We start from the raw sequence: 13,868 nt of genomic DNA, 5'->3' as shown, positions 1-13,868 counted from the left end.
TTTTTAAGGGTTTATCTAACTTCATCCAAATGATCGTCCCATTCTTTGACATTGGGTTTACCCAATTTACCAACAGATTTGGCCACTACCATGGAGACGGTCGCATCTCCGGTTACGTTTACCACGGTGCGGCACATATCCAATGGTCTGTCCACCGCAAAAATCAATGCCAGACCAATGGCCAGTTTATCCGCGGGGAAACCAATCGATTCCAGAACAATTACCAACATCACCATGCCAGCTCCAGGGACCGCTGCGGAACCAATGGACGCTAGTAAAGCGGTTAGGACAATGGTCAACTGATCCGCAAAAGTGAGGTCAAAGCCCAAAGCTTGGGAAATAAATACTGCCGCTACGCCTTGATACAGGCTGGTACCATCCATATTAATGGTAGCACCTACTGGAAGCACAAAACTCGAAACTTCCTTATCCACACCGATATGTTCTTCCACCCGTTCCATTGTCACCGGTAAGGTGGCAGCACTGGAACTCGTTGAGAAAGCCAGCAATTGTGCCGGGCTGATTTCTTTTAAAAACCAAAAGGGGTTCTTTTTGGTAAAGGTGGATACCACAATGGTATAAAAAACAACCATGAGCAAAAGTCCACCTACGACAACACCTGCATACTTCAATAGAGCTAGTAACAAATCTGGGTCACTCGAGGAAACTACAACGCTGGCCAGCAGCGCAAATACGGCATAAGGAGCCGAAAGCATGATCAGATCTACCATTTTAAGTACCACGTCATTCAGCGAATCAAAAAAGTCTTTAAGCGGTTTTGCCTTGGTTTCGCCGATCAAAAGCATGGAAATTCCAAGGAAGATGGTGAAAAAGATAACCTGAAGCATAAGGCCATTTTCACTCATTGCCTTTAAAGCATTATCAGGGACCATATCTTCTAAAAACTGCAAGGGTCCACTATCTTTTTGCTTGGTAGCTTCGGCCAATTTGGATGTTACCCCGGAATCCGATGCATAGGTTTCAGTAAGCTTGGCCACCGTATCTTCACCAATGCCATTTCCAGGTTGCAGAATGTTTACCAAGATAAGTCCAATCGTTATCGCTACCACGGTTGTAAGGATGTAAATCCCAATCGTCCGCAAACCGATGTTCCGAAATTTAGAAATGTCCTTTAAATCGGAAATACCCTTTACCAAAGAGGCAATGATCAGTGGAATGGCTATAAGTTTAAGGAGCTTGACAAAAATAGTTCCAAAGGGCTGGATCCAATCAGAAACAAAATTTTTCCCCCAATCCACTTGGGTCATGACAAATCCGAATACTATTCCCAAAAGCATTCCAATCAGGATCTGCCAGTGCAGTTCTAATTTACGCATACATCTGTTTTAGGAAAGTAAGATACTATTTTGACCCGAAAACCCCTAACCGGCCGGTTAGATTTTGTTGGTTCTGGCCAAAAGAGTGAAGTCGGCCAAAACCAGAGCAGCCATGGCCTCCACGATGGGTACCGCGCGAGGCACAACACAGGGGTCGTGGCGTCCTTTTCCTTGTGTTGTTACCTTTTCCCCTTCTTTGTTTATGGTTTCGTAGGCCTGTAAGACTGTGGCAACAGGTTTGAAGGCGACATTGAAATAAATATCCATACCGTTGCTGATACCCCCTTGGACCCCTCCACTTAAGTTGGTTTTGGTGCTCCCATCCGTATCGAAGGCGTCATTATGCTGGCTTCCTTTCATTTTAACCCCATCAAAACCGCTCCCATACTCAAACCCCTTTACCGCATTTATGGATAACATTGCAGCCCCTAAAGCAGCATGGAGTTTATCAAAAACCGGCTCTCCTAGACCAATAGGTACATTTTGTAGTACACAGGTGATTACACCGCCAATGGTGTCACCTTCCTTTTTGATGGATTTGATGTAGGCTTCCATTTTTTCAGCCATATCCGTGTCTGGGCAACGCACTGGATTGGTCTCTATTTTTGAGAAATCGAGTTCCTTATAGCCCTTCTCCAATTTCATTTCTCCCACTTGGGAAACAAAGGCATTGATTTGGATACCGTTTAAAAACTGCTTTGCGATAGCCCCCGCGACAACCCTGCTTGCAGTTTCCCGCGCAGAACTTCTCCCTCCTCCACGGTAATCTCGAAAACCGTATTTTTTATCGTACACATAGTCCGCATGGGATGGTCTGTACGAATCCTTGATGTGGGAATAATCCTTGGATTTTTGATTGGTGTTATGGATTGCAAAGCCGATTGGGGTACCTGTGGTCTTTCCTTCAAAAATCCCTGAATAAAACTCAACGGTATCCGGTTCTTTTCGCTGGGTCACAATAGCGGACTGACCTGGTTTTCTTCTGTCCAATTCCACCTGAATCTGTTCCAAGTTCAATTGAATGCCAGCGGGACAGCCATCCAAAACGCCCCCTATGGCCCTTCCGTGGGATTCCCCAAAGGATGTTAATTTAAAAAGTTGGCCAAATGTATTTCCTGCCATAAGGTTAGCTATTCGGTAAACTTCAAAGGTAGAGGTTATAAACCGTTTTCAAAAACCGCCCTGGACATAATGTTAATGTAACAAACGGTATCAATGCATCATGTTTATTTAACACTATCCTCATGAATTATTGATTTGAAATTGATTTTAAGTTTATTCCTACGCATTTATTTTGCACCCAAACCTGTAAGTCATTGAAAAAAAGGAAGATTGAACTGGCTGTGATCTCGGATGTGCATTTAGGTACGTATGGCTGTCATGCAGATGAGCTCATAGCATATCTAAACAGTATTCAACCCAAAAAGTTGGTCCTGAATGGCGATATCATTGATATTTGGCAATTTAGTAAGCGCTATTTTCCGTCCTCCCATTTAAAGGTTCTTAAAAAACTTATTGGTATGGCCTCAAAAGGAACCGAGGTTTACTATATCACTGGAAATCATGATGAAATGCTTCGTAAGTTCAGTGATACTTCAATGGGAAATTTTAAAATCATGGATAAACTGGTCTTAAATTTGGATGGCAAAAAGGCCTGGATTTTTCATGGTGATGTTTTTGATGTCTCGATACAAAATGCAAAATGGTTGGCCAAACTTGGTGGCTACGGTTATGATCTTTTGATACTGATCAATAGTTTTTTCAATTGGGGCTTGACCCAAATGGGACGTGAAAAATACTCCTTGTCAAAACGTATTAAAAATAGCGTTAAGAGTGCGGTTAAGTATATCGACAATTTTGAACGTACAGCCGCTGATCTTGCCATAGAAAATGATTACGATTATGTAATCTGTGGTCACATCCATCAGCCCAAAAAGGAACATTACGAAAATAAGTACGGAAGCTGTGTCTACCTGAATTCGGGAGATTGGGTTGAAAACCTCACCGCTTTGGAATATTCCTTTAAGCGTTGGCGGATCTACCATTATAACCATGATCGATTATCCCCATTTTTTGTAGATGAGGATTTAAAGGAGATGGATATGAACGAACTCATTGCCTCCATCACCAATAAAGATGCTGAAATTGAGGAACTTACAAAGGACATTCAAACGGAAAGGGCAAAAGGTTTAGACAACCAAGGCTTCGAGCAAGATTGAAACTGGATGTTGAGCCTCCCTATCCGTACCGTCCTTAATTTGGTGTCGACAGCTGGTGCCATTGGCTGCAATCAAGGTGTCAGACCGGCTTTTCCTAACTGTCGGAAACAATCTTAGTTCCCCTACTGCCATGCTGGTCTGGTAATGTTCTTTTTCATAGCCAAAAGAACCCGCCATCCCACAACATCCAGAAGGAATAATAGAAACCTTATAGTTAGATGGTAGGTTGAGAATGTCGAAAGTGACCTTCTGGTTGGATAAGGCTTTCTGATGACAATGATTATGAATTTTCACCTCTTTTGCATCGGTTGTGAAATCCGATGCCGAAATAACTCCCTTTTCAATTTCCAAAGCCAAAAACTCTTCCACCAAAAGGGAACGATTGGCAAGCATTTCCACAAATGGGTTGTTTGGGCAGAGTCTTTTGTATTCGTCTCGAAACGAAAGTATCGCTGAAGGTTCAAGGCCTACAATCTTTACCTCATCTTTCAAAACGGACTCAAGTTGTTTAAGGTTTTTAACCGCCAACTGTTGCGCTTGCTTCAAAAAACCTTTGGATAAATATGTTCTTCCGCTTTCAGCAAAGAACAATTGAACGTCGTACCCAAGGCCGCAGAGCAGGGCTATGGCATCTTTTCCAACTCCAACATCCAGATAATGCGTAAACTCATCAATATAGAGAACTACTTTCTCCTTTGTTATCTTATTCGTGGAGGCCGTCTTCTCAAGGTAGGCTTCAAAATTAACATTGTGCACTTCAGGCAAACTCCGCTCCATGGCCACATTACTGACTTTTTTTAGAATTCCCCCCAAAATCCTTGAATTATACACCGCATTCGTCAATCCTGCCATCTTACTGCCAAGTGCATTAATTTTGGTATTGTGCGCAAACAGTTTGCTACGTAATGAATAACCGTTCTTTTCCTGATACTGATACAGAAACTCAGCCTTCAAGGTGGCAATATCCACATTACTTGGACATTCGCTTGCGCAAGCTTTACAACTGAGGCATAAATCAAAAACTTCCTTTAGTTCTTTATGGTCAAATCGATTCGGTTGGTCAGAATTGGTCAAAAACTCCCTTAGGGTATTGGCCCTACCTCGAGTCGTATCCTTTTCGTTTTTGGTGGCATGGTAACTGGGACACATGCCGCCCTTCATGGTATGACTTTTTCTACAATCCCCGCTGCCGTTGCATTTTTCCGCAGCTTTGAGGATGCCTTCACTATCTGAAAAATCCATAAGGGTCTCAACTGCAGGTTCCTGACGGTCAATTTCATATCGCAGCGACTCATCCATTGGAAATGCGTCCACAATCTTACCTGGATTAAATATATTATTGGGGTCGAAAGTGGTCTTTAAGCGTTTTAGCAGCTGGTAATTCTCTTCTCCGATCATCATAGGAATGAACTCTGCTCGGACAATCCCATCTCCATGCTCACCACTAAAACTACCCTTGTATTTTTTTGTCAATCGAGCAACATCTGTAGTGATATCCCGAAACAACTTTACGTCCTGCGATTTTTTAAGGTTAAGAATGGGGCGTAGATGTAATTCACCTGCTCCTGCATGGGCATAGTAGACAGCTTCCTGGCCATAACCTTTCATGATTTGGGTAAACTCCCCAATAAAGTCCTTTAGGTCATCTAAGGCTACAGCGGTATCTTCAATACATGCAACAGCCTTGCGGTCCCCTACCATATTTCCCAAAAGACCCAGTCCTGCTTTGCGCAGTTCAATGGCCTTGGCGATGTCAGCACCCTTAAGTATCGGATTGGCATAGCTGAGCCCTGTTTTTTCTATGGTCACTAAAAGGGAGTCCAATTGGTCCTGAAGTTCTTCCTCCGTATCCGCCTTGACTTCCAACATTAATATGCCAGCGGGGTCACCATCCACAAAAAAACGGTTTGCCAATTGCGCCCTATTGTTTTTTGTACAATCCAGAATCACCTTATCCATCATCTCGCACAGGTGAAGACTGTGCTGCATAACCGGTGCCACATCCGCAAGGCAGTCCTCCAAGGTATGGTAGTGGGTAGCCACCATGGCCGAAAAAGCAGGCGGTAAATCGTCCAGTTGCAAAGTCACCTCAGTGGTAAATGCCAAAGTGCCCTCACTCCCACTCAAAAGTTTGCTGAGGTTAAAATCCTCTGTACATGTTCCGAACAAATTGTTGTTCAGAAGCTCATCAACCGCGTAGCCGGTATTTCTTCGGTGGATACTCGGATGGGGGAATTCCTCATGAATTCTTTCTTGAGTTTCCTTATTGCCAAGTTCATCTGCGATGAAGCGATACAGGGCGCCTTCCAAGGTTTGAAGGGCTTGTTTATGTTTAAAATCATCTTTTTTCAACGCCCCAACAGAGATTTCACTGGCGTCGGAGAGTATACATTCCATACCCACAATCTTATCACGGGTGACCCCATATTGGATAGATGTTGTCCCGGAAGAATTGTTTCCGACCATTCCCCCGATCATGCAACGGTTGGATGTAGAGGTGTTGGGACCAAAAAAAAGACCGTATGGTTTCAAATACTGGTTCAATTCATCCCTAACCACCCCAGGTTGCACCCTGATCTGCTTTTTAACTTCATCCAAATGGATTATTTTGGTGAAATAGCGAGACACATCGACCACAATTCCATCACCTACACATTGCCCGGCCAAAGAAGTACCTGCAGTTCTTGGGATCAAGCCCACTTTATGTGCATTTGCAAATGCAATAAGTTCTTTAATGTCATCAGCATGCTTGGGATATGCTACAGCCACAGGGAGTTTTCGATATACCGAAGCATCCGTGGCGTATAGGGCCCTGCTGAGATCATCAATCAATAATTCGCCATGTAACTTTTCGGAAAGTGCCGTGAAAAAAGATTTTTCCAATCTGGAACAATTTTTGGTAACCTAATTCAGTTTTAGTGTCTAAAGAGACACAAAGCTATCTTTAATTTTTAACTAAACGAGAAACTTATGAGGATTACCACATTATTTATCGGACTTTTTTTGTTTGCAACGTATTTTGCGAGTGCTCAAGATATTTCTGAGCATGCATTAGGCTTGCGTCTTGGTGACAGTGATGGTTTCGGAGCCGAGATTTCCTATCAAAAGTCCATTGGTAGATACAACCGGGCTGAATTTAACCTGGGATGGCGAGACAGCCGGAATTTTGATGCTTTCAAACTTTCCGGAGTTTACCAATGGGTACACCAATTGGATGGTAACTTTAACTGGTACTACGGTGTTGGTGGAGGATTGGGAAGTGTTGACTTTGAAAACATTCCTGGCGCTGAGGACAATGACGGCCTCTTTGTTTTTGCTGCAGGTGATATAGGAGTGGAATATAATTTTGACATTCCACTGCTCTTGTCATTGGATTTTAGGCCTGAAATTGGGTTGATTGGATACGATGGGTTCGACAATGATTTTGATTTTGATATCGCCCTTGGGATTCGATATCAGTTCTAAAGTATAAACATAAAACTGACAAGCCCTTGACCTTTAAGAGAAGTTAAGGGCTTTTTTATGCCATCGGTAATGAATACCTTAGCAACTTAAACTGAAAATGATGAGAAAAATCTTGATGATTGCCCTAGGAGTTGTATGTCTTACCTCCTGCAACTCCACTCCTGAAGGATATACCGTTAATGGAACGGTTACCGGGGAATTGGACAACGGAACGGAAATTTTTCTAAAGACTACAGATTCCCTGAACCAATTGGTAGATATTGATACCACAACGGTTGAAAATGGGGTTTTTGCTTTTTCTGGGTTTCAGCAGGAGCCCAAACTGCACTATATTTTTGTTGGGACCGATCGTGGAAACATTCCATTGGTATTGGAAAATGGTAAAATCGACCTGAAATTTCAAAAAGATAGTATGAACTATGCCAAAGTCAAGGGCACGGTTCAAAACGACATGTTCATGGAATATCTGGATGAATCCCGAAAGCTTTCTGACCGTGCCCGCTCCATGCAGGATGACATGCGTTCAGCTGCACAGCAGCGCGATACAGCTACTGTTGCCGCTATACGCGAAGAATATGTAGAGTTCCAGGATGATGTGAAGAATTTCAACATCGACTTCGCAAAGCAAAATACCAATGCGCTTATCTCCGTGTTGATCATACGAAATTTGATGATGAGCAAGGCATTGCCCAATGCCGAAATCAAAACCATGTTCGAGAATCTTACCACGGAAATGAAAGCTTCGGCACCAGGAGTTCAGCTCAAAGCGCAATTGGACAAATCAAAAGCAACGGAAATTGGTGGAGTTGCACCGGAATTCTCTGCACCAACACCTGATGGGAATGTGTTGGCTCTTAGCGAGGTCAAGGGAAAAGTTACCCTAGTGGATTTCTGGGCGGCATGGTGTAGACCCTGCAGGGCGGAAAACCCGAATATTGTTAACGTATACAATAAGTACCATGATAAAGGCTTGAATATTATTGGGGTATCCCTGGATACCAGGGCAGAAGATTGGACCAAAGCCATAGAATCCGACGGTCTGGCTTGGAACCATATATCTAACCTCAAGCGTTTTAGGGACCCAATAGCGGAATTGTACAATATCAATGCCATTCCCGCTGCGTTCCTCTTGGATGAAAATGGGGTGATCATAGCCAAGGATCTAAGAGGTCCTGCCTTGGAACAAAAAGTTGCCGAGCTTTTAAACTAGACTAAGGCCCGTTTCGAATACCAAAGCTGAAGTAAAACTTCAGCTTTTTTTTGTGGAATTCTCTAAATCTTTCCCATTTTTTCCAAGGCAAAAAGAATCAGAATTGGGATAGCCATCAAAACAACTATCAAGGTATCTGTCATAAAAAGCTCCGGTTTGAATAACAAGGTAGTTGCATACCCCCCAATTGCCCCTCCAAAGTGCGCCGTATGTCCAATATTGCCCAATCGACTTTTCATCCCATAAATGGAGTACAACAAATAGGCAATTCCCAAAACGTAGGCCGGTAGGGGTATAGGTATGAACATTATTCCCAATTGCATATCGGGATTTAAAAGAATTGCTGCATATAAAATACCAATAACAGCACCACTAGCACCAACAGCACTGTAATGCGGTTCATCTTTATGAAAGAACAAGGCCAATAGACTACCTCCCAAAAGACTTATAAAGTAAATGATCAAAAATTTGCCTGGACCAAACCAATTGATGACCACATTGGCAAAAAAATAAAGCGTAAACATATTAAAGAACAAGTGGGAAATATCCACATGTAAAAACGCGGAGGTTGCCATGCGTTCCCGTTGCCCTGCTTGTATGCCCCCGATACTGAACTTATATCTTTCAAAAAAATTGGTGTCGCTAAAACCGCGTAGGGATACGAGAATGTTGGCCGCCATAATTGCTATTGTGGCGACATGTAAATTGTGCATGGGCATAAAGGTTTGGATTCAAATATAGCTATATTTGCTCACAAGAATTACGTATGCAGCTGCTTGTTTTTGTGCTTGTTTATCCCCTACTCTGGCTGGTTTCAAGACTTCCGTTTAAACTCATCTATATCATCTCCGATGGTGTCTATCTTTTATTGTACCGAATCGTTGGATATCGAAAAAAGGTAGTGCGAAGTAATTTGCAACTGGTGTTTCCCAGCAAATCGGACACAGAACGTAAACAAATTGAAAAAACCTTCTATAAGCATCTGTGCGATATGTTTTTGGAAATGATCAAAACCATGGGTATCTCCAATAAACAGCTCCAGAAACGCTTTGTGTTCACCAATTTGGAAGTGCTTCACAACTTAGAGCGGCAAAACAAAAGTATAATGCTGATGTTCCCCCACTATGCCAGCTGGGAATGGGTCATTGCATTGGATAAGCACATTGCTTCAAAAGGATATGCCATCTATCAGAAAATTGGGAATAAGTATTTTGACAGGTTGGTCCGGGATATCCGACAAAAATTTGGCACCACGCTAATATCCACCAAAGACACCAAGGAGATTGTGGCAAAGAATAAGGAACAGGATCAGTTGAGCATGTATGGTATATTGAGCGATCAATCCCCCATGGTTAAGAAGGCCCATTTATGGACTCCTTTTATGGGTATTACCGTGCCCGCCCATACCGGAGCAGAGCTGTTGTGCAAAAAACTGGAATTGCCAGCGGTATATCTAAAAGTATCCAAACTTAAACGCGGACATTACCAAGGTACTTTTAAGGTACTTACAGAAAATCCTGGGAACCTTGACGAATTTGAGCTCACCAAAAGCTTCCTCAAAGAGGTGGAGATGGCTATAATGGAAGCTCCAGAATACTACTTTTGGACCCATAAGCGATGGAAACATAGGAACAAGGTTCCCATGGAATTTCAAAAGACCTCCGATTCCCATGCCCCGTAAGCGAAGATTTCTAAAACGAAAAATTCTTGGCCTGCTGATTTTGGCCTATCTGTTATTTGCCAACTCGTGTATGACCATGCGTACTTCCCAAAAGCAAACGGTCCAATATTTTAAGGACAAAGGCATCACCTTTAAAGAGGGAAATTTAGAAATTCAAGCTCGAAATCTGCACTATATCCAAACGGGGCAGGAAGATGCTCCAACGCTGGTGTTCATTCATGGCTCTCCAGGAAGTTGGGATGCCTACAAAGCCTATTTAGCGGACTCCATTCTCACTGCGCAATATAGAGTTATTGCTCCGGACCGCCCTGGCTTCGGTAAAAGTGAATTTAGAAAAAGTATGGCTTTGCAGCCGCAAGCTGAAATACTCAATCAATTTTTAAAACAGCTAGACAACGGGCAGCCCTATACATTAATCGGACATTCTTATGGTGGTCCACTTATTGTCCAAATGGCGCTAGATCAACCAGAGCTATACCAGAATCTGGTCGTGCTAGCGGGGGCATTGGACCCCAATGCAGAAAAACCTGAGAAATGGAGAAAACCTCTTACATGGTTTCCGCTTAAATACTTGGTGCCGGGAGCTTTAAAGCCTTCAAATGATGAACTTTGGATGCTCAAGGATGATTTAAAAATTTTGGAATCAAGACTTAAAAGCTTAGCCCAGCGAACACTCATCATCCATGGCACCGAAGACAATCTGGTCCCCTACCAAAATGTACCTTTCATGGAGAAGCGGTTTAGCAATGTGGACAGCATTAAAGTAATTCCGATCGAGAACGAAAATCACTTCATTGTTTGGAATCAGGAAAAGTTGGTCAAGCAATCCATACTGGACTGGGTTCGAAGTCGTTAATCGTTTTATTGGTTGGCCTGAAAACGCTGTTGGTCTAAATTTTCTGTGCCCACGATTAAAATTCCATAAACTTAGAGTATGGAAATTCTTCTTGAACTTTGGAACGAAGTTATTGGTTTTTTGGGCATTACACAGGCCCTGGAACTCTTACAGGCAGGTGACTATACGGTTTTTACAACTTACGATGGTGTCGCTTCCCTTATTTATCCAATAATTCCCTTCCTCCTTATCTTGGAGTTCATAGTAGGTCTTGTTTATAAAAAACCGCAGATTAAAGTATACCGTGTAAATTTTCTCATCTATATCTTTAATAGGTTTGTTGGGCGATTTATCGCCATTGCCATGGTGACATTTTGTATAGGGGTTTTCAGCAAATATGCCATACTTCAAACCTCCTACACCTGGTATTGGCTTATCTATGCTTATATCGTTTGGGAACTGGCTCATTTTGTCTATCATTATCTAGGTCATAAAGTGCGTCTTTTTTGGTGCCTTCACTCCACCCATCATGCTCCAGAAGAGATGAATCTTTCCGTTACCCATGCCCACTTCTTTTTGGAAGCGCCTTATGCGGATACCATTCGGACATCCATCTGTATTGTGTTGGGCGTGAAGCCAGAACTATTATTTACGGTAATGTTCATAGATGGCACCTACGGTGCATTTATTCATATTGGCGAAAACATGATCAGGGATGCACGTTTTGGTTTTCTCAATAAGATTATGCTAACACCTTCCCATCATCGTGTGCATCATGCACGAAACCCATTGTATATGGACACCAATTTTTGTAATCTCCTCAACATCTGGGACCGGGTCTTTGGCACCTATCAAGAGGAGCAAAAAACGGTTCAAATTGAATATGGCATTACACGGCAAATGGACTCCGGTAATTTTTGGGATGTTTATTTTGGGGAAATAGTTGCCTTGGCAAAAGATGTTTTTAAAGCGCCGGGCATCGTGAACAAATTCTTGTATATAGTTATGCCTCCCGGCTGGAGCCATACCGGAGAGCACAAAACCGCCAAAGTGGCTCGAAATCACTATCTGTCCACTCAGCAGGAATCTTAAACTTATCCTAAAAAACTATTGCTCAGGCTTTTGTTTTTTAAATTGAAGGACATTCAAAAACCAAAAAATGAAACAGTTCTTCACATTGATCCTATTGTTGGGGTTTGGAATTTCATCTGCCCAACAGAAAAAAGAAATCCCAAAAGAAACTCTTGAAGCCATTAAAACGGATATATGGATTCCTTTTATGGAATCGTATGCCCAACTTGATTCGGACATGCTAAAATCTGTACACTCTTCGGATATTGTGCGGGTTACCATTGATCAAAACGAGGTGCGAACAGGTGAACCCTACCTGGATTATTTTGGTGCATTTCTAGATCAAACCAAAGAACAAGGTGGAAAATTGGCCATTGCCTTTGCCATTAGTTCCACTGCAATTGATGAATCTGGAAAAATCGCCTATCAAACCGGATACTATCGATTTGGCGCGGCCCGTGACGCCAACTCTGAGTTTAAAACAAGAGGATACGGCCGATTCAATGTAGGGCTACGGTTAGCAAACAACGGCTGGAAAATTTGGTTGGACTCCGATAAAAGAGTGGATATTACAGCCGATGAGTTTAATGGACAGGAAATCGTTTACGAACTAGACCCGGTCGACTAATCGAGACCGGCAATCTCCTTTATTTCACCTATAATACGGTCAGCTAACCCATCAGCCTGGTCTTGGGACTTGGCTTCTGTGTAAATTCGGATGATAGGTTCCGTGTTGGATTTACGAAGATGTACCCAATTTTCGGGGAAGTCAATTTTAACACCATCTATGGTGGACACTTCTGCGGTCTTGTATTTTTCGTACATGGCTTCCAAAAGGGCATCAACATCCAATTCCGGTGTCAACTGAATTTTCTTTTTGCTCATGAAATAACTGGGGTAGCTGGCCCTAAGCTCCGCAACGGTTCCCCCTTTTTCCGCTAAAAGCATTAGGAACAAAGCCGTACCAACAAGGGAATCCCTACCATAATGACTTTCAGGATAGATTATTCCGCCATTACCTTCCCCGCCAATAATAGCATTTGTGGCTTTCATTTTAGCTACTACATTGACCTCTCCTACGGCAGCGGCTTGGTACGTTCCTCCATGTTTTTGGGTCACATCCCGTAGCGCCCTGGAAGATGATAGGTTAGAAACGGTATCCCCAGGTGTTTTGCCCAACACATAATCCGCACAGGCTACCAAGGTGTATTCCTCACCAAACATTTCCCCATCGTTGCTGATAAAAGCCAAACGGTCTACATCTGGATCTACAACGATGCCAAAATCGGCGTTTTCCTTAACGACCAATTCGCAAATATCCCCCAAGTGTTCTTTTAAGGGTTCGGGGTTATGCGGAAAATGCCCAGTGGGATCGCAATATAGTTTTATCACTTCCACCCCAAGTTCTTCCAATAATTTGGGAATGGCAATACCGCCTGTGGAGTTTACCCCATCAACCACAACCTTAAAACCTGCTTTTTTGATGGTTTCCTTATCCACCAAAGGAAGCTTCAATACTTCATCTATGTGGATATCGATATAAGAATCATTTTTATTGACCTGCCCCAAGTCATCTACCTCGGCAAACTCAAAGCTTTCATTTTCCGCCAGCTCCAAAATCAAAGCGCCTTGCTCGGCATCCAAAAACTCACCTTTTTCATTTAGAAGTTTAAGGGCATTCCATTGTTTGGGATTATGACTGGCTGTTAAAATGATGCCCCCATCCGCTTTTTCCAAAGGAACCGCTATTTCCACAGTGGGTGTTGTGGACAAATCCAAATCAACCACATCTATTCCCAAACCAACCAAAGTGGATACTACTAGGTTTTGAATCATTTCCCCCGATAATCGGGCATCCCTGCCAATGACGACGGTTAAATCATCCTTCCCAGAATAGGATTTCAACCAAGTTCCATACGCAGCCGCAAACTTGACTGCATCTATTGGGGTTAAATTATCGTTGGTCCTGCCTCCAATAGTGCCTCGAATTCCGGAAATAGATTTTATAAGTGTCATAGTTGTTAAAAAAGTTTTTGCAAATATAAACGGC

Annotated in this window: 12 protein-coding genes; 7 read left to right on the top strand and 5 right to left on the bottom strand. The window is 42.7% G+C overall.

Annotation, left to right across the window (positions count from 1 at the left end; translation table 11 throughout):
• Positions 1 to 11 precede the first annotated feature (11 nt).
• Both BUC10_RS03640 and aroC read right to left on the bottom strand, forming a co-directional pair.
• On the bottom strand, positions 12 to 1,337 hold the full coding sequence (locus BUC10_RS03640; protein ID WP_073176522.1) for a dicarboxylate/amino acid:cation symporter: 1,326 nt from the start codon (positions 1,335 to 1,337) through the stop codon (positions 12 to 14).
• Between the two features lie 57 nt (positions 1,338 to 1,394).
• Complete coding sequence (aroC, locus tag BUC10_RS03635) at positions 1,395 to 2,459, bottom strand: chorismate synthase (RefSeq protein ID WP_073176521.1); 1,065 nt, start codon at positions 2,457 to 2,459, stop codon at positions 1,395 to 1,397.
• A 194-nt stretch (positions 2,460 to 2,653) separates the two neighbouring features.
• On the opposite strand from aroC, the gene BUC10_RS03630 reads away from it, so the two are divergent.
• Entirely contained in the window at positions 2,654 to 3,556 is a 903-nt protein-coding gene (locus tag BUC10_RS03630; RefSeq protein ID WP_073176520.1) for a UDP-2,3-diacylglucosamine diphosphatase, read from the top strand.
• Here BUC10_RS03630 and BUC10_RS03625 read toward each other — a convergent pair.
• On the bottom strand, positions 3,527 to 6,439 hold the full coding sequence (locus BUC10_RS03625; protein ID WP_073176519.1) for an FAD-binding and (Fe-S)-binding domain-containing protein: 2,913 nt from the start codon (positions 6,437 to 6,439) through the stop codon (positions 3,527 to 3,529). The genes BUC10_RS03630 and BUC10_RS03625 overlap by 30 nt on opposite strands.
• Before the next feature lie 87 nt (positions 6,440 to 6,526).
• On the opposite strand from BUC10_RS03625, the gene BUC10_RS03620 reads away from it, so the two are divergent.
• Positions 6,527 to 7,021 (top strand): hypothetical protein, encoded by a 495-nt coding sequence (locus BUC10_RS03620; protein WP_073176518.1) that lies wholly within the window; start codon positions 6,527 to 6,529, stop codon positions 7,019 to 7,021.
• Between the two features lie 97 nt (positions 7,022 to 7,118).
• Positions 7,119 to 8,231: a TlpA disulfide reductase family protein gene (locus tag BUC10_RS03615; protein WP_245812769.1), complete on the top strand. Its 1,113-nt coding sequence runs from the start codon at positions 7,119 to 7,121 to the stop codon at positions 8,229 to 8,231.
• Between the two features lie 62 nt (positions 8,232 to 8,293).
• Here the strand turns inward: BUC10_RS03615 and BUC10_RS03610 are convergent, their stop codons facing one another.
• Positions 8,294 to 8,944, bottom strand: a complete 651-nt coding sequence (locus BUC10_RS03610; RefSeq protein ID WP_073177139.1) for a rhomboid family intramembrane serine protease — start codon at positions 8,942 to 8,944, stop codon at positions 8,294 to 8,296.
• A 53-nt stretch (positions 8,945 to 8,997) separates the two neighbouring features.
• Here BUC10_RS03610 and BUC10_RS03605 point away from each other — a divergent pair, with 53 nt between their 5' ends.
• The 4 genes from BUC10_RS03605 (at position 8,998) to BUC10_RS03590 (ending at position 12,446) form a co-directional block, all read left to right on the top strand.
• Entirely contained in the window at positions 8,998 to 9,912 is a 915-nt protein-coding gene (locus BUC10_RS03605; protein WP_073176516.1) for a lysophospholipid acyltransferase family protein, read from the top strand.
• Entirely contained in the window at positions 9,902 to 10,768 is an 867-nt protein-coding gene (locus BUC10_RS03600; RefSeq protein WP_073176515.1) for an alpha/beta fold hydrolase, read from the top strand. Before BUC10_RS03605 ends, BUC10_RS03600 begins: the two co-directional genes overlap by 11 nt.
• Before the next feature lie 78 nt (positions 10,769 to 10,846).
• Positions 10,847 to 11,839 (top strand): sterol desaturase family protein, encoded by a 993-nt coding sequence (locus tag BUC10_RS03595; protein ID WP_073176514.1) that lies wholly within the window; start codon positions 10,847 to 10,849, stop codon positions 11,837 to 11,839.
• Positions 11,840 to 11,906: 67 nt separating this feature from the next.
• Positions 11,907 to 12,446 (top strand): nuclear transport factor 2 family protein, encoded by a 540-nt coding sequence (locus BUC10_RS03590; protein WP_073176513.1) that lies wholly within the window; start codon positions 11,907 to 11,909, stop codon positions 12,444 to 12,446.
• On the opposite strand, the gene glmM is transcribed toward BUC10_RS03590, so the two are convergent.
• A complete protein-coding gene (glmM, locus tag BUC10_RS03585) occupies positions 12,443 to 13,834 on the bottom strand; it encodes a phosphoglucosamine mutase (RefSeq protein ID WP_073176512.1) in 1,392 nt (463 codons plus the stop codon). The genes BUC10_RS03590 and glmM overlap by 4 nt on opposite strands.
• Positions 13,835 to 13,868: the final 34 nt, after the last annotated feature.

Source organism: Flagellimonas flava (assembly GCF_900129665.1).
In the GTDB taxonomy this organism is placed as follows: domain Bacteria; phylum Bacteroidota; class Bacteroidia; order Flavobacteriales; family Flavobacteriaceae; genus Flagellimonas; species Flagellimonas flava.
The sequence above is the reverse complement of the archived record's forward strand: the minus strand, read 5'-3'. Positions and strand labels throughout refer to the sequence as shown.